We start from the raw sequence: 24,517 nt of genomic DNA on the forward strand, positions 1-24,517 counted from the left end.
CTGATTTTTAAAGTCAGTTGATTATGGTAAAATGAAAGGAAATAACATAAAAGGAATGATGATATGGATACGCAACTACTTGACGGGAAAAAATTAGCACAAAAAATGCAAGCTGAGATGAAAGAACGTGTCTCGCTTTTGAAAGAAAAGGGAATCATTCCAGGCTTAACAGTTATTCTAGTAGGGGAAGACAAAGCAAGCCAAGTTTATGTTAGAAATAAAGAAAGACAAGCCAAACAGGCAGGAATTAACTCTAAAGTGATTCGTTTACCAGAAGAAACCTCTCAGCTAGACTTAATTAAACAAGTTGAAGAATTAAACCAAGATTCAACGGTACATGGAATATTAGTACAGTTACCATTGCCAAAACATATTGATGAACAAACCGTTTTATTATCCATTGCCTATGAAAAAGATGTAGATGGCTTCCATCCAATGAATATGGGGAATTTTTTCCTCGGAAATGATGGGGCATTGCCGTGTACACCTTATGGCATTATGAAATTATTAGCAGAATATGATATTTCTTTAGAAGGCAAGCGCGCTGTAGTTATTGGACGTAGTAATATTGTAGGTAAACCGATGGCGGTTATGCTGATGAACGAACATGCAACGGTAACGATTGCTCACTCACGGACACAAGACTTAAAAGCTTTAGCAAAACAAGCTGATATTCTCGTTGTTGCGATTGGACGCGGACATTTTATTACCGGCGACGATATTAAAGAAGGTGCCGTTGTCGTTGACGTAGGAATGAACCGTAACGATGAAGGTAAATTAATTGGTGATGTTGACACAGAATCAGTTAAAGGTATCGCTAGCTATGTCACACCTGTTCCAGGTGGTGTAGGTCCAATGACGATTACTATGCTATTAGACCAAACGATTCAAAAAGCGGAAGAATTAAACTGAGGTGAGTAAGTGACAACGCAGTATTTAACAGTTACCGCATTAACAAAATACATCAAGCGAAAATTTGATGCTGACCCTCATCTTGATCGTGTTTTTTTAACGGGTGAAGTTTCGAACTACCGTAAACGACCAAGACATCAGTATTTTAGTATTAAGGATGATCATTCTTTAATACAAGCGGTGATGTACCAAAGAGAATTTAATCAATTAAAATTTAATCTACAAGATGGTATGAAAGTCCTACTTATTGGTCGAGTAAATGTCTATGAACCAAGCGGGAGTTACAATATCGTTATTGAGCATATGGAACCAGATGGTATTGGCGCTCTGTATCAAGCTTATACAGAATTAAAAGACAAACTATCTAAGGAAGGGTTGTTTTCACGGACAAAACGCCCATTGCCAGCTTATCCCAAAAAAATAGCAGTGGTAACGAGTCCGAGTGGTGCTGTTATCCGCGATATTATGACCACCATTAAAAGGCGCTATCCGATTGCACAAATTGAACTATATCCAACGGTTGTTCAAGGCAAAGGGTCTGTTCAAAGCATTGTTGAGAATCTAAAACAAATTAACCGACAAGCTGACATTGATGTAGCGATTATTGGCCGGGGTGGTGGCTCCATTGAAGATTTGTGGTCGTTCAATGAAGAAGCGGTCATCAGGCAAATTGTAGAGATGAACATGCCGATTATATCCTCTGTGGGTCACGAGACGGATACCACTTTGTCAGATTTAGCAGCAGATATTCGAGCTGCGACACCAACTGCTGCAGCTGAATTATCTGTCCCTGTTTTAGCAGACCTTATTCAAGGCATTCAACAGTCTGAACAACGCCTATACCGTGCTTTAAAAAATAAACTGGCGGTTCGACAAGAAACACTGAATCGTTTAATGCATTCTTATGTTTTTCGTCAACCAAACCGTCTGTACGAAGGACATTTACAGAAGCTAGATCAGCTGTCGACACAATTACAGCAGCAAACACAGCAACATTATCAAAATAAATCTCGTCAGTTTGAACAACTAGATGCACGACTACGAGCTGCAAGTCCTAGAACGCAATTGGTACTTGCCCAACGCTCATTTGAAAACTTAGATAAACTACGAATAGCTAGCATGACACGCTATATGGATCAAAAGAAACGTGACTTTAGTCAAGTCATTGAGTCACTAGACTTGTTAAGCCCCTTAAAAATTATGGCCAGAGGGTATTCTTATACAACTCTAGATCAAACAATTGTAAAGTCGGTTCAACAGTTGGCGTTAGCTAAGACGATTGACGTGCACTTACAAGATGGGATTGTACGTGCCGAAGTAATAGATATTCAGGAGGAACACCATGAGTGAAATAAACATTGAGTCATTGACATTTGAACAAGCCATGAAAGAATTGGAAACAATTGTAACAAGCTTGGAATCAGGAGATGTGGCGTTAGAAGATGCGTTAAAACAATTTCAAGAAGGCATGGCATTGAGTAAACACTGCCAAGATACTCTTAATCATGCCGAACGGACATTAACAAAAATGATCGCTCCAGATGGCAGTGTTCAAGAGTTTGACGTAACTGAATAAGGAGTCGAAAACAAAATGGAAAAAGAGTTACTATTAGTTGAAGAAATGGCTTCTTTCGAGACCTATCTCATTGAATCTGTAAAAAAATATGCCCATACTTCAGATGAATTAATTGATGCGATGACGTATTCCTTGTCAACCGGTGGCAAACGGTTCCGCCCTTTGTTACTTTTGGCAGCAGTAAAGTTAGGAAAAGGATCAATGATTGATGCGTTTCCAGTGGCTGCAGCACTAGAGTGGATCCATACTTACTCATTAATTCATGATGATCTACCAGCGATGGATAATGATGATTATCGACGTGGCAAACTAACCACTCATAAAGCATTTAATGAAGCAACTGCCATTTTGGCAGGCGATGCGCTGTTAACAGCTGCGTTTAATATTATTTTGGACCAGGAGGACATTCCTGCTAACAAGCGCGTACAACTTGCGAAAAGTTTAGGTGAAGCATCTGGCGCAAATGGCATGGTCGCAGGACAAATGGCAGATATTCAAGGTGAGAGCGCATCATTAACGTTTGACGATGTTGTCGCTATTCATAAGAAGAAAACAGGAGCTTTAATTGAATTCGCTGTATTAGCTGGAAGCTTGATTGCAGACATGAGTGTTAATGCTAGTGTGTCGCTTCATAAATATGCAGAACACCTCGGCTTGGCTTACCAAATTCACAACGACTTAAAGGATGTTGTTTTAACAGAAGATGAATCTGGAAAGCAAGCCAATCGTGATCAAGCGCTTGGTAAAAACACTTATCCATCCTTATTAGGACTAGAAGCTGCCATTCAGAAACTTGACGATGAAATTGCGGAAGCAGAAAAGCAAATTGAGCTGATTAGACAATCAGATGATACCAAATTGAATTTAGCGTTATTAGACGTATTTATCGAGTTACTAGAATTTGTTAAGCTCGACCAAGGAGTTTAGAATGGAAAAAGAACGATTAGACTTACTCGTTGTCCAACAAGGATTAGCAGAAACACGAGAAAAAGCAAAACGGATGATTATGGCCGGTCAAATTTATGATGAAAATAATCAACGTTATGATAAAGCAGGTGAAAAAGTGAAAACAAGTCTCTCTTTACATGTTAAAGGTGAGCGCTTGAAATATGTGAGCCGAGGTGGCTTGAAACTTGAGAAAGCATTAAAGGAATTTTCAATTTCATTAGAAGATAAAGTCGTTTTAGATATCGGCTCTTCAACAGGTGGCTTTACCGATGTTTCACTACAAAGCGGTGCTAGCCATTGTTATGCTTTAGATGTCGGTACGAATCAATTGGACTGGAAGTTAAGAAATGACAACCGTGTTACTGTTATGGAGAAAACAAATTTCCGCCACAGTAAACCGGAAGATTTCACGGAAGGGCAGGTTCTTTTTGCTTGTATGGATGTGTCTTTTATTTCCTTGAAGCTTATTTGGCCAGTTTTAAAAACGGTTTTAGCAGCGAATGGAGAAGCTGTTGCCTTAATTAAACCGCAATTCGAAGCGGGTAAAGATAAAGTAGGTAAAAAAGGAATCGTCGCTGATCCACAAATCCATAAAGATGTCATTGAAGATATGTTAGCATTTGCTTGTGAAACAGGATTTAATGTTTTGAACCTATCTTATTCACCAATCACAGGGGGTACGGGAAACATTGAATTTCTTGTTCACTTGCAGTCAGCTTCAGAAGAAAAAGGAGCAATTGCTGATCATGTCTCTGTGACTGAGGTCATTAAAGAGGCTCATAGCCAATTAAAAAATAAAACCATTACACTCCGATAATGAACAAGAAGGAGAAAATCTATGCTTCAAGAATTATCCATTAAAAATTTTGCGATTATCGATAGCCTTAGAATTGGATTCGAAGGCGGTATGACGGTTCTAACAGGTGAAACGGGAGCAGGTAAATCCATTATTATTGATGCTGTTGGATTGTTAGCGGGTGGACGAGGATCAACTGACTTAATTCGTCATGGTGAAGATAAAACCGTCTTACAAGGTTTGTTTACTTTTCCAAAATCAACTATTTTGAAAGAACGACTAGAGACGTATGGGATTGATTATGATGACGACCAAATTTTATTGCAAAGAGAATTATCTCGTAATGGCAAAAATGTGGCCCGTGTTAATGGAAGTATCGTAACGGTTTCTATTTTACGTGAGATTGCCAGCCATTTAATTGATATTCATGGCCAAAACGAGCATCAAGAACTCATGAATGCCCAAAATCACCTTTATTTGTTGGACCAATTTGCTGATGAGCTAACAAAAAAACAGTTGCTACGTTATCAGGCGGATTACGATGCTTATAAACAGGCTAAAGAAGAACTGGAACGTTTGCAATCAGACGAGCAGGAAAATATTCAACGGATTGATCTACTGACCTTTCAAATTGATGAAATCGAACAAGCGAAGCTTATTGATAATGAAGAAGACAGTTTACTAGAAGAACGTAGTTTACTGGCAAACTATCAACGTATTTTAGAAGGATTAACGAATGCTTATCGGTCACTTCAAGGCGAAGAAGGTAGTGCAGCCATTGATCAGATTGGTTTTGGTATGGAATCCCTTGAACGTATTCAAGATTTTAGCCCTGCCTATGCTGGCTTTTATAGCAGCATATCAGAAGCTTATTATCAATTAGAAGATGTGATTGCATCTATTCGAAATGAAGTTGATGATTTAAGCTATGACGAAGGACGGTTGAATGAAATCGAACTTCGACTAGAGGTAATTCATCAGTTAAAACGAAAATATGGCGCATCAATCCTAGAAATTAAAGCGTATTATGAAAAGATTGTCTTAGAACTCGATATGATTTCGAATAAAGAAAGCTATATTGCACGTCTAACAAAAGAATTTAACCAAGCTAAAGAAACGGTTGAGAAGACGGGGGAAACATTAAGCACAATGAGGCATAAAGTTGCTAAAAAGCTTGAAGCAGATGTTGAAAACCAGTTAAAAGAACTATATATGGAGAAAGCAACATTTAAGGTTCATTTTAATGAACCGGCTGGAACCATTTATTCAGACGGCTTAGACCAAGTTGAATTCTACATCGCAACAAACGTTGGTGAACCGTTAAAACCATTGACTAAAGTAGCCAGTGGTGGTGAGTTATCACGGATGATGTTAGCCCTAAAAACAATTTTCACTCAAACTCAAGGCATAACTAGTATTATTTTTGATGAGGTAGACACAGGTGTAAGTGGTCGTGTTGCCCAAGCAATCGCTAATAAAATTCATGTTGTTGCTGCTCATTCACAAGTCTTATGTATCAGTCATCTGCCTCAAGTAGCTGCTATGGCAGACCATCATTTTTACATTGAAAAAGAAGTCACTGACAACCGTACGCTGACTCATGTTAATGCGATTAATGAAGATAAACGCACAATGGAAATTGCACGTATGTTAGCCGGCAGTGATATTACAGAACTGTCAATTGCTCACGCCAAGGAATTACTAGATTTGGCAAAACAACAATAGATGTAAGAAAGGAGCGGTCACTTTGAAGACCAATGTCATTGCACATAGAGGAAGCAAAGGGACAACTCCCGAGAATACCAAAGCTTCTTTCCTAGAAGCATTAGCAGTCAAGAGTGATGGTATCGAACTAGATGTCCATTTATCTAAGGATAATAGTCCAGTCGTCATACATGATGAAACTATTAATCGCACCACAAATGGTAAGGGTGCAGTTGTAGCGTATACGCTTGAAGAGCTAAAACAATTTGATGCCGGCAGTTGGTTTGCTGAGTCATTTAAAGAAGAGCGAATCTTAAGCCTAGAAGAGGTCTTATTCCTTTTATCAGAACGCGAATTTAAAGGCATATTAAATATCGAATTAAAAACTGATCAAAACGAGTACCAAGGCATTGAGGAAATTGTTCTAGCCTTAGTAGGCAAGATAAAACCTGACTTTCGGATTGTTTATTCGAGTTTTAATTATCGTACGCTAGAGCGTCTAACACAGTTAAATCCCGATGTTGAGTTTGCACTCTTATTTAATGAGAAAAATAAAAATCATAAACAACTTAAAAATGGTATAACAGTTTTAGCATGGCATACCGGATTAAAAACCTTACTCCATATACTGTTACAAACTCGGTCTATTCCTGTAAGAGTATGGACGGTAAATCATTCAGCTTTGTTAGCCTTTTGCTTTAGAAAAAAAGTTGATAGTGTCATTACGGATTTTCCTGAAAAGGCATTGCGTATTAGGAGGATCGTGCAAGGTGAATAAAAAAAAGAAAGTTATTGTTATTATGGGCCCCACAGCTGTTGGAAAAACAGCGTTGGGTGTTCAATTAGCTAAACAATACAACGGCGAAGTTATTAATGGAGATTCTCTTCAAGTTTATCGCACACTTGATATTGGAACAGCGAAAGTGACGGAGGAAGAAATGGATGGTGTCGTTCATCATCTGATTGATATTGTCGATCCAGCAGCGCCTTATACGGCAAGTGACTTTAAGGAAGCAGCTGAAGCAGCGATTGAAGCCATTCACCAAAAGGGCAAGCTTCCGATTATTGTTGGAGGATCTGGTTTGTATATTCAAGGCCTGTTAAGTGACTTAACGTTCGGCAATGCAGGTGATGATCTTTTATATCGCGCCCATCTTGAAGAGAAACTAGCTGAAACATCAGCTGAATCAATGTGGAATAGATTGTTGGCGATTGATCCGAAAGCGGCTCAAGCCATTCATCCTAATAATTCTAGACGGGTTATTCGAGCATTAGAAGCGATTCACGTCAGTGGTCAGTTGTTTTCAGATCAAGAGTTAGAGGTCAACGATCGGTACGATAGTTTGCTGATTGCTTTAAACTGTGACCGCGGACTCTTGTATGAACGCATTAACGGTCGCGTTGACAGCATGCTAGAAAAGGGTCTGCTAGAAGAAGCCCGTTTTCTTTATGATTTAGCAGAGAGAGAAAATAACCAAGCGCACAAGGGAATTGGTTATAAAGAGTGGTTCCCATATTTTGATGGACAGATTAGTTTTGACGATGCTAAAGAAGCCGTTAAACAAAACTCAAGACGCTATGCGAAACGTCAGCTAACTTGGTTTAGAAATCGCATGGCAAATGTCCATTGGTTTGATGTTTTTGATCAAAACTATCAGTTAGATGTTAATCAAGTTGTCACACATTTTATAGAAAGGGGTGATTAGTTGGAGACAGCTAAAGAGCAAGAACGCGTTATTCTGGTTTCTGTTCAGACACGTCAGACCGATGACCTATTTGACTATGAACTACAAGAACTAGCGAATTTGACGGAGACTGTTGAAGGGGAAGTTGTGGCCGTTTTAACACAGAAAAAGGATAGTATCGATCCTAGAACCGTTATTGGTAAAGGGAAACTAGAAGAGCTAACCCATTTGGTTGAAGAATTTAACCCACATACAGTTATTTTTGAACAAGAATTATCACCACGTCATCTTAGAAACCTACAAGAGGCGCTTCCGTGTAAAGTGATTGACCGTATTCAATTAATTTTAGATATTTTTGCAATGCGTGCTAAAAGTAAGGAAGGAAAACTACAAGTTTCGCTTGCCCAACTGAATTACCTTTTACCAAGACTAACGGGCCAGGGGGTCAATATGTCGCGTTTAGGTGGTGGAATTGGCACTCGTGGACCAGGTGAGACGAAGCTTGAAACAGACCGCCGTCATATTCATCGCCAGATCACTGAAATCAAAAAAGAATTGGAAGAAACAGAAAAACATCGTCAGCGCTCACGCGAAAAAAGGCAAGCGAGCGGTGTCTTTCAAATTGGTTTGATTGGTTATACCAATGCTGGGAAATCAACTATTTTAAACCGTTTAACGGATGCAGGAACGTTTGAAGAAAATCTCTTGTTTGCAACACTTGATCCATTAACACGAAAAATAGTCTTTCCAAATCAATTCAAAGCAACCTTAACGGATACAGTTGGTTTCGTTCAAAACTTACCAACGCAACTGATTCATGCCTTCCATTCTACTTTGGAAGAAAGTAGGGGCGTTGACTTGTTCCTTCATGTGGTAGATTCATCGCAAGAATTTGTTGGCCAACAAGAAGAAACAGTGCTCTCTTTAATAGAAGACTTAAAGATGCAAGAAACGCCGATTATTACGGTTTACAATAAAAAAGACATGATTCACGATACCTTCCAGCCTCATTTACACCCACATATTGTTATATCAGCTTTAGATGAGAATGATATTGCTAAACTGCAGGACTTTATGTGGAATGAAATTAAGAAGCATTTAGTTGCCTATGAGCGTGAGGTGCCATTGTTAGATGGTGGTAGTTTGTTTAATCAACTTCAACAAGAAACATTCGTTGAAGAAATGGATTTAATAGAAGAAAAGAATGTCTATTTGTTTAAAGGCTACGCAAAAAGACAGTCAAAATGGTTAGGAGATAGTCAAATAAATGAGTAACATTGAAGCAATTGTAGATAAAATTGACAAGCAACTACAACCTGTCTTTAAGCAGGTTCAAGATAATGCTTTGTTTAACCAAAAGAAAGTATTGGATGGTTTTAGAAACTGTAACGTCAGTGATTATCATTTTAATCCAAGTACGGGGTATGGTTACAACGATACAGGCCGTGATACCTTAGAAGAATTGTATGCAGACGTGTTTAAAGCAGAAGCAGCACTTGTGAGACCACAAATTATTTCTGGTACACATGCCATTTCGACTGCCTTATTAGGTGTCCTTCGTCCTGGAGATGACTTGTTGTATATCACAGGTCAGCCTTACGATACATTATTAGATATCGTTGGTGTAACAGGAAACGGAATTGGTTCTTTAAAAGAGTATCAAATCGGTTATGACCATGTTGATTTACTAGAAAATGGTTCAGTTGATTTTGATACAGTTGCAGAAAGAATATCAGAAAAAACCAAAATCATTGGTATTCAACGTTCACGCGGGTATGCGAACCGTCCATCATTTACGATTGAAGATATCCGTCAAATAATTGAACGTGTTCGTGAATTAGCACCTCATGCCATTTTCTTTGTCGATAACTGTTATGGTGAATTTGTAGAAAAGATGGAACCAATCGAAGTTGGAGCCGATTTAATTGCAGGATCCTTAATTAAAAACCCAGGTGGCGGTATTGTCAAAATGGGTGGCTATATAGCAGGTAAGGAAGAGTTGATTGAGAAATGTGCTTACCGTTTAACAACTCCAGGTATCGGACGTGAAGCAGGAGCAACTCTATATAGTTTATTAGAAATGTACCAAGGGCTATTTTTAGCACCTCATGTTGTTGGCGAAGCTGTTAAGGGAGCAATCTATACAGCAGCACTCTTAGAAGAAGTAGGCATAGAGTCAACACCAAAATGGAATGACCCTCGTACAGACCTTATTCAAATGGTCGAATTACCATCTAAAGAACAAATGATTGGCTTTGCTCAAGTTATTCAAAAATATTCACCAGTTGATTCAAATGTCACACCTATCCCAGCACCGATGCCAGGATATGAAAGTGAGGTTATTATGGCTGCTGGAACATTTATTCAAGGAGCAAGTATCGAGCTGTCCGCAGATGGGCCAATTCGCCCACCATACACACTTTATATTCAAGGTGGCTTAACATTCGAACACGTTAAACTAGCTGTTACAGCCGCTGTAGAAGACATATTCTTCAAAGACAAATGACCGAGGGAGTCTGAAAAGACTCCCTAAATATGCTTAATTGCAATATCAAATGCATAAAAAATTTTAAAAACCTTTATAGACAGCGAATTACTCAATAATCCAGTATTACCAATGGTTTGAAGCCTTTGTTGGCAGTGTGTATTTCGTCCCTTACCATTTTTCAGGTGAGTTGTTGGTGGTTCTGACCCAAGAGAATAGGTTGGCTGAGTCAAGAGAAGGAGCGAAGCGGCTCTTGACTCAGCTAAGCTGTTCTCTTATCCTATAAAACCAACAAAATACCTTAAGCTGCTTGTAACTTAGCTAACTCTTCCTGCAGGCGTTCTGCAGGTGTTGCATAGCCCATTATTTTTCTCGGTCTGTCGTTGATCGTATTAGTTACTGCCAGTAAATGTGCATAAGACAATGGACGCAGAGTGACTCCCTTTGGGATAAATTCTCGGAGCATGCGGTTGTGCCTCTCGTTCGTTCCTTTCTCCCAAGAAGCATACGCATGAGTAAAGAAAACCTGAACATCTTCAGTAATGCCTTCGATAAGCGACAGACTTGAAAACTCAGATCCGTTATCAGTTGTTAGGGTCTTAAACTGTTCCAGTCCCTGTTTTCTCATCAAATCAAGAACACCTTTTTGAACCACTATGGCACCTTTTCCCCAAACTTTCTTCGTTAGACAGTAGCGGGTTTTCCGTTCAACCATAGTGATGATGACAGGCTCATTTTTTATTTTCTTGCCTAATACTAAATCGACTTCCCAATGCCCAAAATCTTCTCTAGAGAGTATTTCTGGATCGCGTTCTTCGATACTGCGACCTAAGTGCTTAGCGTTATGACCTTTCGGTTCCGAAACGTTTTTCTTGCGTGGCCGCATCCGGGTCTTCATAGGTAAATCGATATTACGGATTGGGAGTACGGCAGCATTGATCAAGGCGTAAACTGTTTTCGTGCATGGTACGTGTTCGTCAGGGTGCGATTTTCTGTAAGAGTGTACAAAAGTATCCACACTATGAATCCGTAACCCCTTCATGGGTGCTAGATTTTCAGGTAAGGCAGCAAGGAAAGCTGCAGAATATTTATGATGATTCCGCGCATGCGAGTTCTCACGATTTTCTTTGTAAACCCGAGCGCCTGAGGCGGCAATATACTGCTCGTAATAATTGTGTTGATAGTCAAGTTGGCGCGTTCTGCCGCGTTTCAACTCACGAGAAACAGTCGATTGGCTGACTCCTAATTCACGCGCCATCTCCGCTTGTTTATAGGTACCGATTTTAGCCATCTGTTCCAGCTTTCCCCGTTGAATATCAGTAAGGTGTGTGAAGGTGCGGTTTTCTATGATACAATTATTATTAGTCATGTAGATACCCCTTATACTTTTGGTTTGGTCGCTTATAAGTATATCGTATCTACATGATTTTTTCGTTTATTTCCTTATGCATTTCATTTTACAATTTACCACTCCCTAAATATTAAAAATTATTTTAGAAAATCTGTTGACTTTAATTCAAAAATTTCATATAATTATAAATGTTCTGTTACAGAACACCGTGTTGTCTCAGTAGCTCAGCAGGATAGAGCATTCGCCTTCTAAGCGAACGGTCGGGGGTTCGAATCCCTCCTGAGACGTAAATAGAAAATGATAGTTTACGAAAAGACCTCCTAATGATAGGGGGTCTTTTGTTATATTGCTCTTTTTATAATTGCATATAGAAACCCTTTTTCAAAAATACATTTAATTGTTAATTTTGAAAAAAGTAATGCAATTTAATTCAAAAACACTCGATACTAATTCTATAATGTAAAGAACAGTTATAAAATGTAGGAAAATGACAATGTAAAATTGTTGGTTTTCCTACATTTTTTATATACTCTTCTTATCCCCTATAGAATTGGAGTGGAATAGGAATGAGAAGAGATATCAGAGAAGGAGTGAAAAAACATATGATTGATGGCATAAAGCCCAATTATACTGCGTTAGCGGAACAATACGGATGTGACTATCGTACGGTTAAAGCAGCGTTACAAGGTAATAAACCTAAAACAAGGAGGACATATCCGAGTAAATTAGATTCATTCAAACAAATCATAGATATTAAGTTAGAAGATCAATGTACCGCTAAAAGTATCTTCAAATTCATACAAAAGAAAGGGTTCGATGGGAGTTACAGTCTTGTTAGAGACTATTGCCGTGGAGTGAAAAAAGAACGGATACAGAAAGCAACGGTACGCGTCGAATATACGCCTGGTCTTTCAGCACAAATCGATTGGAAAGAAGAAATGCGACTGATAAGCAGTCAGGGAGAAGTCTTCCGCTTTAATATTTTTCTTTATATATTGCCCTACTCAAAGAAGAAATTTATTACGCTTACCTTTGATCGTAAACAAGATACATTGTTTGAGTGCATGAATGATGCCTTTTATCACACCGGTGGTGTTCCAGAAGAAATATGGTTCGATAATATGAAAACTGTCGTCGACCGATCACGAACTCAATTCTCTCAGGTTCATTTAAATGATCGTTTCTATTCTTTTAGTAAAGATGCAGGGTTCAGAACAATGGTCTGTCGCCCTTTTCGCCCCCAAACAAAAGGTAGCGTAGAAGCTCTCGCTAGAACAATGGACCGGTTACAGGTTTACAATCATGAATTTTATGATTCGACAGATCTCATTCGAATCGTTGACGAACTTTGTGATGAATTAAATTCGGAAGTGTCTCAAGCAACGGATGAGATTCCTGATATACTTTGGAAAATTAATGAAAAAGAGCACCTGCATAAGCTAAAAGATGACTTGTTAAATCCTTATTTTGAAGACTCTATTCGCCGTAAAGTCACAAAGGAAGCAATGGTCATTTTCCGCAAATGTAGGTACTCTGTAGACCCTCGCTATATCGGAAAAGAAGTTGACTTGGATCTTTCCGAAAACGAAGAGCACGTGCACATTTATTATAACGGAGAACAGATTCGTTCGCACCCACTTACCACAAAAAGATTGAACTATAACCAAGAAGATTTGGTTCAGATACTTAAATCAGATGTCATGAGCCACAAAGAAGAAGATGACATCCAAGAACATATTAAACGAAGTTTAAAGCAATATGATTTACTGGAGGTGCCTTCGAATGAGCAGTAACTATCAAAAGCTATTAAATAATCTAGAGGCCTTGAATTTAAAACATATGAGAGAATATGTGCCAAACTATGTTGAAATTGCCAATCGGGATGAGCTTTCTTTAACAGAAGCTCTTCTAGAATTAACTAATCAAGAATTAGATTTTCAAACGAATCAGACTGTGGAACGTGTCATCCAGCGCGCACACTTTCCCAAACGGACATCACTTGAAGAATTTGATTTCAACTTTCAACCAAGCGTTAACAAAAAAGAGATTCTAGACTTGAAACATATGGCTTTTATGGAGAAAAAAGAAAACTTAGTTTTCATTGGAAACCCTGGTGTAGGGAAAACACACCTTGTCATCGCATTAGGCATTGAAGCATGTCATCAAGGCTACCGTACACTGTTTATCAGTTGTCATGAATTACTTTTACGTCTTCGTTCTGCCTTTGAAAAAGGGACCGTCGATCGTGTTCTGAAACGATATGCCAAATATGATCTTTTGATCATTGATGAAATAGGTTATTTACCAATTCAAAAAGTTGAAGCTAACCTCTTCTTTCAACTATTAACGATGCGTTACGAAAAAAAATCAACAATGATTACGACAAATATTATCTTATCTCGATGGGGGGAGCTATTTCAGAATTCTGAAATAGCCGCCGCCATTCTTGATCGTCTGGTTCACCATGTTAAAGTCTTCAAGATTACTGGAAAATCATATCGTATGAAAGGGAAAATATAAATGGACTTCTAAATTAGACTGTCAAAAACCTACATTTTTATTCTGTCATAAACCTACAATTTTATACTGTCCTTGACATCTATAATTAAGAAATCTATTTATAAAGAAGAAGTTACGATAAAACATCACATAAACCTCCTTCCATAACCCTTCACAACATTTTTACCAAAATGGCTATTAATCCCTAAACTATTTAAAATATGTTATACTATTATTAGAAACTGTGTGGCCACTCATGCACGGAAAGCGAGGAGATCATTAGATATGGCTAAAAAGATTTCTGAAGAAACAAAAACGATGATTGAAACTCAACTACGAAAGGGTACAAGTAATTCTCGAATTGCGAGTTTACTAGGTGTTTCTTACGAGGATGCCCTAAAGGTTGTAGATACGATTAAAGAGTCGATTAGGCCGGATGTAGGGGATGAGATTCGCTTTACTTTTCGGGACCACAAGATGGTTGGTACAATCCAAAAACTATTGACTAATAGTGCGGTAGTTGAAATCAACTGGGAACAATCATCGGAAGTAATGAAGGACATTTGTGAAGATAAAACAATTGTTAACTTCAAAGATATTGATGAATTTATGAATACAGAAGAGTAAATCAAACCAAGAGAATCCATTATTCTCTTGGTTTTTTTGTTTTAATAAATTTTCTCAGAAGCTTGCTATATCAAGACTATTTTTTTAAGAAAAGATTAAGAAGAAGAAATATTAGTAAGATTGTTGACAGTTTTTTATTTTTTGTATATAGTTTGGATGTCAAATGGTTTGATAGTCAAACTATTTGGATTTCAAAGTTCTTTTGAGCTAAAATTTTAAAAGGAGGGAGCCATTCTTTGAGTCATTCTATCGAACAAATCAATTCATATTTAGTTTCGATTTTCAACGAAGTTCTTGATATTGAAGAAGATGCACTGCGAAGTAGTAATTTTTCTGATTTATCTATTAGCGAAATGCATACACTTGAAGCAATAGGTATGTATGCAGAACATACATCATCTGAAGTAGCTAAGAAATTGAATATTACTGCCGGTACCTTGTCCGTTGCTATCAACAGTCTCGTTAAAAAAGACTATGTTGTCAGACAACGTATGGAAAATGATCGCAGAGTTATTAAACTAGGTCTGACTAAAAAAGGTAAGCTTGTCTATCGTCTTCATGAAAAGTTCCATCGTGAAATGGTGAAACGAACAATTGAAGGTATGGATGACGAAGAAGTGGAAGTACTATTACGAGGTTTGAGTAACCTCCACAGTTTCTTATTCGAACTGGTTGAAAGTATTGGGAAAAGGTAATGTAAATGGGAATTAAGATCACAACAACCGGACATTATTTACCGCCACATATTGTGTCAAATCATGATTTAACTGCTTTTCTAGATACAAGCGATGAGTGGATAAAAAAAAGAACAGGCATTTCCCAACGACACATCTCAACTGGAGAAAATACTTCTGAATTAGCAGCGAAAGCCGCTAATGTTATTTTAGAAAAAAGAGGTATCTCTGGCGAAGAAATTGATTTTATTATTTTGGCAACCATGACACCTGATGCATCTAGTCCCTCATCAGCTTGCTTGGTCCAAGAAAAAATTGGTGCCACGAATGCATTCTGTTTCGATATTAATGCAGCATGTTCAGGATTTGTTTATGCTCTATCCACTGCTTGTCATTTAATGAGAAGTGGGATGTATAAAAAAGGACTTGTCCTTGGGGCAGAAACAATGTCAAAAATTGTAAATTGGGAAGACCGTTCAACGGCTGTTCTATTTGGAGATGGCGCTGGTGGTTTGTTACTGGAAGAATCAGAGACAGATCATTTTGTCGCTGAGGACTTACATTCAGATGGCTCACGCTTCATTGCGTTAACTGCTGATGATAAGATGGTAACTAATCCATTTGCAACTGCAACAGATGACGTTTTAACAGCAAAGCAGTACTTACAAATGGATGGCAGAGGCATTTTTGACTTTGTAATCCGCAGTGTTCCGAAAACAATTACTGATGTAGTTGCGAAAGGAAATCTAGTTAAAGAAGATATTGACTGGGTGGTTGCCCACCAAACAAATGTTCGTCTACTAGAAGCAATCAGTAAAAAGGTTAAGCTACCCTTATCTAAATTCGCATCAAATATTGCGGAGACAGGTAATACATCTGCAGCAAGCATACCTGTTCTACTCAGCCAAATGGTTGATTCAGGACAAGTGGCAATTGGAGATGGCAGTCACATCTTATTTACTGGTTTTGGTGGTGGCCTCACTTGGGGTTCCATCATTATCAAACTATAAAAAAATAAAAAAATGCACTTAAAATTTGGAGGAATTTAAAATGACATTCGAAAAAATTCAAGCAATTATTGTAGACCAATTGGACAAAGATGAAGCAGAAGTAACATTAACAACTAACTTCCGTGAAGATTTAGACGCAGACAGCTTAGACTTATTCCAAATCATCAACGATATCGAAGATGAGTTTGATATTAAAATCGAAAGTGACGAAGGAATCAACACTGTAGAAGACTTAGTAAAATATGTTGATGCACAACTAGCATAATTTTTTAAAGAAGAAAGTGGGCTCATGTATGAAATCTGTTTTATGTGAAATGTTGGGGATTGACTATCCAATCGTACAAGGTGCAATGGCATGGGTTGCCGATGCTGACTTAGCAAGTGCAGTTTCTAACGCTGGTGGCCTTGGTTTAATTGGAACGGGTCATGATACCGTAGATGTTGTCAACCACAAGATTGCTGACATGAAAGCAAAGACTAATCGACCATTTGGTGTAAACATTATGTTATTAAACCAACACGTTGAAGAAGTCGTTGATGCAGTATGTGCTTCTGGTGTAAAGGTTGTTACAACTGGCGCTGGAAGTCCAGGTAAATACATGGACAAGTTTAAGGCTGCTGGAATAAGTGTTATTCCAGTAGTCGCTTCTGTTGCCCTGGCTAGACGTATGGAAAAAGAAGGTGCAGATGCGATTATCGTTGAAGGTATGGAAGCAGGCGGACATATTGGGAAGGCAACAACCATGGCTTTATTGCCACAAGTGATTGATGCTGTCAGTGTGCCCGTTATTGCAGCCGGCGGAATCGGTGATGGTAGAGGGATGGCAGCGGCACTTATGCTAGGAGCTGCTGGTATTCAAGTAGGGACACGTTTTGTTGTTGCTCATGAATCAAACGCCCATGCTAACTTTAAACAATCCATTATAAAAGCTAAAGATATCGATACAGTTGTGACTGGTCAAATTACTGGCCATCCTGTGCGTGTATTACGCAACAAACTAACTCGTGAATATTTACAAGCAGAAAAAGAAGAAACTAGTAAAGAACATCCAAACTTTGAACGCTTAGAGAAATTAGCAGAGGGTGCTTTAAAACGTGCCGTTGTTGATGGCGATAAAAACAGTGGTTCAATGATGGCTGGACAAATTGCTGGTCTAATTAAAAAAGAAGAAACATGTAAGGAAATCATCGAAGACTACATGACTGGTTGTCGAGATGCTATCTCAAAACAAGCAGGTTTGTGGTTATAAAAAAACTGAGGTGAAGATATGTCACTGGCATTTGTTTACAGTGGTCAAGGTGCTCAGTATTTTGGTATGGGTAAAGAGCTTTATGATAATTATGAAATTGTCCGCTCTATTTTTCAACAAGCAAGTGAAGTTCTTGGCTATGATATGGCTGAACTTTGTTTTGAAGAAAATGATAACCTCCATTTAACTGAATACACGCAACCAGCAATTCTGACCGTTAGTTATGCGATCGATCAACTTCTTGCTTCAGAAGGTATCCAACCGACACATCTTGCCGGATTGAGCCTTGGAGAATATACAGCACTGGTGAAAGCCAATGCTTTTTCTTTTAATGAGGGGTTGAAATTGGTTGCTAAACGCGGCAAATTTATGACTGAAGCAGCACCAACCGGTACTGGTAAAATGGTTGCTGTTATGAATACTGATCGTGAAATGATCGAAGACGTTTGTCGACAAGCTTCTGAAACAGCTTATGTAGCACCTGCCAACTATAATATGCCAACACAAATTGTGATTGGTGGCGAAGTTGAAGGAGTAGATAGAGCCGTTGCTTTATTAGAAGAAAAAGGGGTGCGTCGAATGATTCCACTTCAAGTGAGTGGCCCATTCCATACTGCCTTATTACATCCAGCTGCTATTAAGCTAGCTGAACTGTTAAAGGATTTAACCATTAACGAGCCAACATTGCCCGTTATTGGCAATACCATGGCAGATGTCATGACTGGGGATCAAATCCCATATTTATTAGAAAAACAAGTTGAATCAGCGGTTAAATGGGAAGATGCCGTCCAAAAAATGATTTCAATGGGTGTCGATACATTTGTTGAAGTTGGTCCCGGAAAAACATTAAGTAAGTTTATTAAAAAAATCGATAAGCAAGTCACTGTTTATAATGTGGAGGATTTAACTTCCTTACAAAACACACTTGAAGGACTAAACGCTTAATATCGAGTAAAGAAATGAGGAAATCACTTGGATTTAAAAGGAAAAACGGTTGTTGTAACAGGGAGTTCCCGTGGGATTGGCGAAGCAATTGCTGAAGAGTTTGCAAAACAAGGCGCGAACATTGTTTTAAACGCTAGAAAACCAATTTCAGATGATATGATTCAGAAACTAACCGCTTTTGGTGTAAAAGTTGAAACGATTCTTGGCGATATTAGCGACTTTGAAGTAGCAAAAACAATTATTGAGAAAACAAAAGAGATTTTCGGAAGTGTTGATGTATTAGTTAACAATGCCGGAATTAATAGAGATAAATTATTAATGCGAATGGATGAAGAAGACTTTGATGTGACTTACCAAGTCAACTTAAAAGGCTCTTTTAATACCATTCGTCATGCATTACCAATCATGTTGAAACAACGTTCTGGATCAATTATTAATATTTCAAGTGTTGTCGGTGAAACAGGTAACCCAGGTCAAGCTAATTATGCGGCAAGTAAAGCTGGTATTATTGGTTTAACAAAATCTGTTGCGCGTGAAGCGGCATCAAGAGGGATTACGTGTAATGCTATTACACCTGGTTTTATTGAAACAGATATGACAGCTGCGCTTTCTGAGAAAAATCAAAAAGCTATGCTAGAACAAATTCCATTGAAAAAATTTGGAAAAACAAAAGATATTGCAGAAGCTGCTGTCTTTTTAAGTAAGAGTGACTATATTACGGGCCAAACCATTCGTGTGAATGGCGGCATGTACATGTAAGGAGGAAGCATATGAATCGTGTAGTAATTACAGGTATGGGCGCAATTACGCCATTAGGAAATACAGTAGAAGCATTTTGGGATGGTATTAAGAATGGTAAGAATGGTATCGCACCAATTACAAGATTTGATGCATCAGAAACAGGGATTTCTGTAGCGGCTGAAGTGAAAGATTTCGATCCGAAATTATACATGGACCGTAAAGAATTCAAACGTATGGATCTATACTCACAATATGCTGTTGCAGCTGCTGTTCAAGCAGTAGAAGATGCAAAGTTGAATGTTGAAGAAATTGATGCTAATCGTTTTGGTGTTATTATCGGATCTGGTATCGGTGGATTAAATGAGATGGAATCAGGCATTATTAAAATGCATAACAAGGGACCAAAGCGTGTACCACCAATGTTCGTACCCATGACAATTGGTAACATGGCTGCTGGTAATACATCCATTAAAGTAGGCGCTAAAGGAATCAGCTTAGATATCGTTACAGCGTGTGCATCAGCAACAAACTCAATTGGTGAAGCTTACCGCAACATTAAACACGGTTACTCAGATCTGATCTTAGCTGGTGGATCAGAAGGAACGATTTGTGAAATTGGTATTGCAGGATTTGCTGCTCTAACAGCTTTATCTGAAAGTACTGATCCAGACCGCGCATCAATTCCATTTGACAAACAACGTAATGGCTTTGTTATGGGTGAAGGAGCAGGCGTTCTTCTTTTAGAAAGTTTAGAGCACGCTCAGAAACGTGGCGCAACTATTTTAGCAGAGGTTGTTGGTTATGGTAGCAACTCAGATGCTTATCATATGACAGCTCCTTCTGTTGATGGTAGTGGTGCGGGAACGGCAATGATAATGGCAATTGAAGATGCTGGTATTACAGCTATGGATATTGATTATATCAATGCTCATGGAACAAGCACACCGGCAAACGATTCATCTGAAACAAAAGCAATTAAATATGCTTTAGGTGAAGAAGCTGCTGCTAAAGTTGCTATCTCAAGCTCGAAAAGTATGACAGGTCACTTATTAGGTGCAGCTGGCGGAATCGAATCTGTTGTTTGTGTTAAAGCAATCCAAGATGATTTCCTACCACCAACTATTGGCTTGAACGAACAAGATGAAAATTGCGACTTAGACTATATTGCTAATACAGGACGTACAAAAGAAGTACGTTATGCCTTAAATAACTCACTTGGTTTCGGCGGTCACAATGCCGTTTTATGCTTTAAGAAATGGGAGGAAGCGTAGTGGAATTCGATAATATTAAAGAGCTTGTTTCCTTAATTGAGGACTCATCTTTAACAGAATTTGAATATGTTCAAGACGGTACAGCGCTGCGCTTATCAAAAAATACAACACCTTCATTTTCTAAAGAAGGAATCACTGAAACAAAAGTAGAAACAACTGCGACAGAGCAAGTTGCTCCTAAACAAGAAACAGTTGTTATCAATACAGAATCAACAGTTATAGCAGCTAAAGAAGGAAAAGTGATAACTTCTCCAATCGTAGGTGTCGTATACTTACAAGCAAATCCTGAATCAGATGCATATGTTTCTGAGGGAGATCAAGTTAGCGAAGGCCAAGTTGTTTGTCTAGTTGAAGCAATGAAAATTATGAACGAAATTAAATCAGAATACACTGGTAAAGTGGTTGAAATTCTTGTAGAAAACGAATCAATTGTTGAATACAACCAACCATTATTCCGTATTGTCTAAGAAGAGGAGAATTATAAATGAGCTTATTAAGTGCACAAGAAGTTATGGATATTATTCCTAACCGTTACCCAATCTTTTTTATCGATAAAGTTGAAGAATTAACACCTGGAGAGCATATCGTTTGTTATAAGAATGTAACAATCAACGAACCATTCTTCCAAGGACATTTCCCAGGAGAGCCAGTTATGCCAGGTGTTTTAATTGTTGAAGCTTTGGCACAAGCGGGATCAATTCCATTGTTGAAATTGGATGAATTTGAAGGACAAACAGCTTACTTAGGTGGATTAAACAAAGTTAAATTCCGCCAAAAAGTTGTTCCTGGTGATGTATTGCGTCTACAAGTTGACATCGTTAAACTTAAAAAATACGCTGGTATTGGATATGGCCAAGCATTTGTTGGCGATAAAAAAGTTTGTGAAGTTGAAATGACATTTATTATTGGGAGATAAACCATGCTAAAAAAAGTATTGATAGCTAATCGGGGGGAAATCGCCGTTCGAATTATTCGAGCGTGCCATGAAATGGGAATCCAGACGGTTGCTGTCTACTCTGAGGCAGACCGTGAGGCATTGCATACCCAACTCGCAACAGAGGCCATTTGTATTGGTCCTGCTCGAGCAAGTGAGTCTTACTTGAATATGACAAGCATCTTAAGTGCTGCTGTTGTCACGGGTGCACAAGCCATCCATCCAGGATTTGGTTTCTTATCCGAAAATAGTATTTTTGCAACAATGTGTGAAGAAATGAATATTAAATTTATCGGACCTAAAGCAGAGACGATTGATTTAATGGGAAACAAATCAAATGCACGAAATGCCATGATTGAAGCTTCAGTACCTGTTATTCCAGGTAGTAAAGACTACATTGAAACAAACCAACAAGCTGCTGAAAAAGCTAAAGAATTAGGTTATCCTGTAATTCTAAAAGCTGCAGCTGGTGGTGGTGGTAAGGGTATGCGTAAGGTTATGGCTGAAGCAGAACTTCAAGCGCTCTTTTCTCAAGCTAAAGCAGAGGCTAAAGCAGCTTTTGGTGACGACCGGATGTATATTGAAAAAATTATCAGTCCTGCTCGCCATATTGAAGTTCAAATTTTAGCAGATGAGCAGGGTAACGTTATTCACTTAGGTGAACGTGATTGTTCATTACAACGTAATCACCAAAAGGTTCTTGAGGAGTCACCGTCCACTTATATTTCTGACCAAACACGTCAAGAAATGGGCGAAACGGCTGTTCGAGCTGCCCAACATGTGGGTTACGTTAATGCTGGAACGATTGAGTTTTTAGTCGATACAGATGAAAAATTCTACTTTATGGAAATGAATACCCGTATTCAAGTAGAGCATCCTGTAACAGAAATGGCAACAGGGATTGATATTGTCAAAGAACAACTTCGAATCGCAAGTGGCTTACCAATGGCGATCCAACAAGAAGATGTGACGTTGACAGGACATACCATCGAATGTCGAATTAATGCAGAAAATCCAGCTGAAGGATTCCGTCCATCATCTGGTACAATCGATTATCTCTTTTTACCAAGTGGTGGAAACGGCTTAAGGGTAGAAAGTGCGATGTACGGTGGTTATCAGATTCCTCCGTTCTACGATTCAATGATTGCCAAAATCGTAACAAAAGGTGAAAATCGTGAAGAAGCCATTGCAAAAATGAAACGTGCGCTACAAGAGCTAGTCATCCATGGTGTTGAAACCAATCAATATTTCCAAGAAGCAATCTTGGAGGATGAGCGTTTTGTTTCAGGTGATTTCGATACCGATTATTTACAAGCATCCTTTTTACAACATTGGCAACCTTCTCAACATGATTCATCCAGTTGAGAAGATAATTTAAGAGGCAAGAGGTGAGGAAATGAAACTATTTCGAAAACGTCCATACATATCTTTAGAACCAGCCGCTCTTCAAGAGGAGGTTCAAAAGCCGGTCGTGCCGGAAGGTCTCTGGGAAAAATGTCCAAATTGTAAAAAAACCATTTACAGCAAGGACTTAGGAACAGAAAAAATTTGTCCTCATTGCCAGTATAACTTTAGAATTTCATCTGAAGAAAGGATTCAACTGATTGTAGATGATGGCTCATTTGAAGAATGGGACGCAGTAATGCCAGTTGAAAACCCTCTAGACTTTCCTGGTTATGAAGATAAAATTAAGGCGACAAAAGAAAAAGCTCAAATCGACGAAGCAGTTGTGACGGGTCGAGCTGTTATTAAAGGACAATCAACGGTTTTATGTGTGATGGACTCCAACTTCTTTATGGGGAGTATGGGTAAGAACGTCGGTGAGAAATTAACGCGCGCTTTTGAACGCGCATTAGACTCTCAATTACCGATTATTGTCTTCACAGCATCTGGTGGTGCCCGTATGCAGGAAGGGATTCTATCCTTGATGCAGATGGCGAAAGTCAGCACAGCTGTAGCAAATCATAGTAAAGCAGGCTTGTTGTATATAACAGTCTTAACGGATCCAACAACGGGTGGTGTAACCGCAAGTTTTGCTCAACAAGGTGATATTATTTTAGCTGAACCTGGAGCAACAGTTGGTTTCGCTGGTAAACGTGTGATTGAGCAAACAATCAAAGCATCTCTGCCAGAAGGTTTCCAGACAGCAGAGCATGTCTTAGAAAAAGGCTTTATCGACCATATTGTTCCTCGAAAAGAACTCCGTTCAGAGCTTGGCTTTTTATTAGCCATTCACAGTAACGAAGAAATGAGGGTACAACATGACTGAAGCAAATGAAATTGTAAAAAACGCTCGAAGTGTGGAGCGCTTAACAACCAAAGAGTTTGCGGAACAACTATTTGATAACTTCTTTGAAATGCATGGCGATCGTCGATTTGGTGATGATCCTGCTATTATTGGAGGGGTTGGTCTCTTAGATGGATCAGCTGTTACCGTTATTGGTACTCAAAAAGGTCGCGATATCAAAGAAAATGTTTACCGTAACTTTGGTTCGCCACACCCAGAAGGCTATCGTAAGTCAATCCGCTTAATGAAGCAGGCTGAGAAATTTAATCGGCCGATTGTGACGTTTATTAATACATCTGGTGCTTTTTGTGACGTTGAGTCCGAAGACAGAGGAATTGGCGAAGCAATCGCTGAAAGTTTATTAGTGATGTCTCAACTAACGGTTCCGATTCTCTCAATCTTTATTGGAGAGGGAGGAAGTGGTGGTGCTTTGGCACTCGCTATGGGGAATAAGGTATGGATGATGGAAAATGCTATGTATTCCGTCTTATCTCCAGAAGGGTTTGCGTCTATTTTATGGAAAGATTCTTCTCGTAGTAAAGAAGCTGCTGAAATTATGAAGTTAACGCCAACAGACCTTCTTGAACTGGAAGTCATTGACAAAATCATTCCAGAAACACGACGTAAAGTTAAACTCAAAAAAGATGAAGTCTTGTTGAAAATGCGTGGTGAAGTTGCTGCAGCTCTTCGAGAAATGAAGCAATGGGACAAAGAAACCATCGTTGAACAACGACAAGAACGATTTAGAAAATATTAAAAGTTTGCTGGCTACCTTGTAGTCGGCGAGCTTTTTTTGTTATTGTATAGCTATATAACAAAAAA

Annotated in this window: 26 protein-coding genes and 1 tRNA gene; 26 read left to right on the plus strand and 1 reads right to left on the minus strand. The window is 38.7% G+C overall.

Annotated elements, in window-relative coordinates; genetic code table 11:
- The first annotated feature begins 63 nt into the window (after positions 1 to 63).
- The 10 genes from BW721_RS02765 to BW721_RS02810 are packed head-to-tail and all read left to right on the plus strand — an operon-like array spanning position 64 to position 10,127.
- Positions 64 to 912, plus strand: a complete 849-nt coding sequence (locus BW721_RS02765) for a bifunctional methylenetetrahydrofolate dehydrogenase/methenyltetrahydrofolate cyclohydrolase (protein ID WP_076765885.1) — start codon at positions 64 to 66, stop codon at positions 910 to 912.
- A 9-nt stretch (positions 913 to 921) separates the two neighbouring features.
- Complete coding sequence (gene xseA, locus BW721_RS02770) at positions 922 to 2,262, plus strand: exodeoxyribonuclease VII large subunit (protein ID WP_076765887.1); 1,341 nt, start codon at positions 922 to 924, stop codon at positions 2,260 to 2,262.
- Positions 2,255 to 2,488: an exodeoxyribonuclease VII small subunit gene (locus tag BW721_RS02775; protein WP_076765889.1), complete on the plus strand. Its 234-nt coding sequence runs from the start codon at positions 2,255 to 2,257 to the stop codon at positions 2,486 to 2,488. Before xseA ends, BW721_RS02775 begins: the two co-directional genes overlap by 8 nt.
- A 15-nt stretch (positions 2,489 to 2,503) precedes the next feature.
- Positions 2,504 to 3,415, plus strand: a complete 912-nt coding sequence (locus BW721_RS02780; protein WP_076765891.1) for a polyprenyl synthetase family protein — start codon at positions 2,504 to 2,506, stop codon at positions 3,413 to 3,415.
- 1 nt (position 3,416) lies between these two features.
- Positions 3,417 to 4,253 carry a TlyA family RNA methyltransferase gene (locus tag BW721_RS02785; RefSeq protein ID WP_076765893.1) on the plus strand — a complete coding sequence of 279 codons (837 nt, stop codon included), beginning with the start codon at positions 3,417 to 3,419 and terminating at the stop codon, positions 4,251 to 4,253.
- A 21-nt stretch (positions 4,254 to 4,274) separates the two neighbouring features.
- On the plus strand, positions 4,275 to 5,957 hold the full coding sequence (gene recN / locus BW721_RS02790; RefSeq protein WP_076765895.1) for a DNA repair protein RecN: 1,683 nt from the start codon (positions 4,275 to 4,277) through the stop codon (positions 5,955 to 5,957).
- 22 nt (positions 5,958 to 5,979) lie between these two features.
- Entirely contained in the window at positions 5,980 to 6,714 is a 735-nt protein-coding gene (locus BW721_RS02795) for a glycerophosphodiester phosphodiesterase (RefSeq protein ID WP_076765897.1), read from the plus strand.
- Between the two features lie 22 nt (positions 6,715 to 6,736).
- Positions 6,737 to 7,642, plus strand: a complete 906-nt coding sequence (miaA, locus tag BW721_RS02800) for a tRNA (adenosine(37)-N6)-dimethylallyltransferase MiaA (protein ID WP_076768625.1) — start codon at positions 6,737 to 6,739, stop codon at positions 7,640 to 7,642.
- Complete coding sequence (gene hflX / locus BW721_RS02805; RefSeq protein ID WP_076765899.1) at positions 7,643 to 8,896, plus strand: GTPase HflX; 1,254 nt, start codon at positions 7,643 to 7,645, stop codon at positions 8,894 to 8,896.
- Positions 8,889 to 10,127, plus strand: a complete 1,239-nt coding sequence (locus BW721_RS02810) for a methionine gamma-lyase family protein (protein ID WP_076765901.1) — start codon at positions 8,889 to 8,891, stop codon at positions 10,125 to 10,127. The genes hflX and BW721_RS02810 overlap by 8 nt, the downstream gene beginning before the upstream one ends.
- Before the next feature lie 280 nt (positions 10,128 to 10,407).
- Here BW721_RS02810 and BW721_RS02815 read toward each other — a convergent pair whose 3' ends face one another.
- Positions 10,408 to 11,475: an IS30 family transposase gene (locus BW721_RS02815; RefSeq protein ID WP_076765119.1), complete on the minus strand. Its 1,068-nt coding sequence runs from the start codon at positions 11,473 to 11,475 to the stop codon at positions 10,408 to 10,410.
- A gap of 195 nt (positions 11,476 to 11,670) precedes the next feature.
- On the opposite strand from BW721_RS02815, the gene BW721_RS02820 reads away from it, so the two are divergent.
- From BW721_RS02820 to accA, 16 genes are all read left to right on the plus strand, one after another.
- Positions 11,671 to 11,744, plus strand: a tRNA-Arg gene (locus tag BW721_RS02820).
- Positions 11,745 to 12,023: 279 nt separating this feature from the next.
- Complete coding sequence (gene istA, locus BW721_RS02825; RefSeq protein WP_076765903.1) at positions 12,024 to 13,250, plus strand: IS21 family transposase; 1,227 nt, start codon at positions 12,024 to 12,026, stop codon at positions 13,248 to 13,250.
- Complete coding sequence (gene istB, locus BW721_RS02830) at positions 13,240 to 13,977, plus strand: IS21-like element helper ATPase IstB (protein ID WP_072693368.1); 738 nt, start codon at positions 13,240 to 13,242, stop codon at positions 13,975 to 13,977. The genes istA and istB overlap by 11 nt, the downstream gene beginning before the upstream one ends.
- A 264-nt stretch (positions 13,978 to 14,241) precedes the next feature.
- On the plus strand, positions 14,242 to 14,583 hold the full coding sequence (locus BW721_RS02835) for a DUF2187 family protein (protein WP_076765905.1): 342 nt from the start codon (positions 14,242 to 14,244) through the stop codon (positions 14,581 to 14,583).
- Positions 14,584 to 14,819: 236 nt separating this feature from the next.
- Positions 14,820 to 15,278: a fatty acid biosynthesis transcriptional regulator FabT gene (gene fabT / locus BW721_RS02840; protein WP_076765907.1), complete on the plus strand. Its 459-nt coding sequence runs from the start codon at positions 14,820 to 14,822 to the stop codon at positions 15,276 to 15,278.
- Positions 15,279 to 15,283: 5 nt separating this feature from the next.
- Entirely contained in the window at positions 15,284 to 16,267 is a 984-nt protein-coding gene (locus BW721_RS02845) for a beta-ketoacyl-ACP synthase III (RefSeq protein WP_076765909.1), read from the plus strand.
- Between the two features lie 40 nt (positions 16,268 to 16,307).
- Positions 16,308 to 16,532, plus strand: a complete 225-nt coding sequence (locus BW721_RS02850) for an acyl carrier protein (RefSeq protein WP_076765911.1) — start codon at positions 16,308 to 16,310, stop codon at positions 16,530 to 16,532.
- 28 nt (positions 16,533 to 16,560) lie between these two features.
- Positions 16,561 to 17,517: an enoyl-[acyl-carrier-protein] reductase FabK gene (gene fabK, locus BW721_RS02855; protein ID WP_076765913.1), complete on the plus strand. Its 957-nt coding sequence runs from the start codon at positions 16,561 to 16,563 to the stop codon at positions 17,515 to 17,517.
- Positions 17,518 to 17,535: 18 nt separating this feature from the next.
- Positions 17,536 to 18,462, plus strand: a complete 927-nt coding sequence (gene fabD, locus BW721_RS02860; RefSeq protein ID WP_076765915.1) for an ACP S-malonyltransferase — start codon at positions 17,536 to 17,538, stop codon at positions 18,460 to 18,462.
- Between the two features lie 27 nt (positions 18,463 to 18,489).
- Entirely contained in the window at positions 18,490 to 19,221 is a 732-nt protein-coding gene (gene fabG / locus BW721_RS02865) for a 3-oxoacyl-[acyl-carrier-protein] reductase (protein ID WP_076765917.1), read from the plus strand.
- An 11-nt stretch (positions 19,222 to 19,232) separates the two neighbouring features.
- A complete protein-coding gene (gene fabF, locus BW721_RS02870) occupies positions 19,233 to 20,474 on the plus strand; it encodes a beta-ketoacyl-ACP synthase II (RefSeq protein WP_076765919.1) in 1,242 nt (413 codons plus the stop codon).
- On the plus strand, positions 20,474 to 20,941 hold the full coding sequence (accB, locus tag BW721_RS02875) for an acetyl-CoA carboxylase biotin carboxyl carrier protein (protein WP_083686764.1): 468 nt from the start codon (positions 20,474 to 20,476) through the stop codon (positions 20,939 to 20,941). The genes fabF and accB overlap by 1 nt, the downstream gene beginning before the upstream one ends.
- 17 nt (positions 20,942 to 20,958) lie before the next feature.
- Positions 20,959 to 21,390 (plus strand): 3-hydroxyacyl-ACP dehydratase FabZ, encoded by a 432-nt coding sequence (gene fabZ / locus BW721_RS02880; RefSeq protein WP_076765923.1) that lies wholly within the window; start codon positions 20,959 to 20,961, stop codon positions 21,388 to 21,390.
- Between the two features lie 3 nt (positions 21,391 to 21,393).
- Positions 21,394 to 22,773, plus strand: coding sequence for an acetyl-CoA carboxylase biotin carboxylase subunit (gene accC / locus BW721_RS02885; RefSeq protein WP_076765925.1), 1,380 nt, complete (start codon positions 21,394 to 21,396; stop codon positions 22,771 to 22,773).
- Positions 22,774 to 22,804: 31 nt separating this feature from the next.
- Positions 22,805 to 23,677, plus strand: coding sequence for an acetyl-CoA carboxylase, carboxyltransferase subunit beta (accD, locus tag BW721_RS02890; RefSeq protein ID WP_076765927.1), 873 nt, complete (start codon positions 22,805 to 22,807; stop codon positions 23,675 to 23,677).
- On the plus strand, positions 23,670 to 24,452 hold the full coding sequence (gene accA, locus BW721_RS02895) for an acetyl-CoA carboxylase carboxyl transferase subunit alpha (RefSeq protein WP_076765929.1): 783 nt from the start codon (positions 23,670 to 23,672) through the stop codon (positions 24,450 to 24,452). Before accD ends, accA begins: the two co-directional genes overlap by 8 nt.
- Positions 24,453 to 24,517: the final 65 nt, after the last annotated feature.

Source organism: Jeotgalibaca sp. PTS2502, assembly GCF_001975685.1.
Taxonomy (GTDB): domain Bacteria; phylum Bacillota; class Bacilli; order Lactobacillales; family Aerococcaceae; genus Jeotgalibaca; species Jeotgalibaca arthritidis.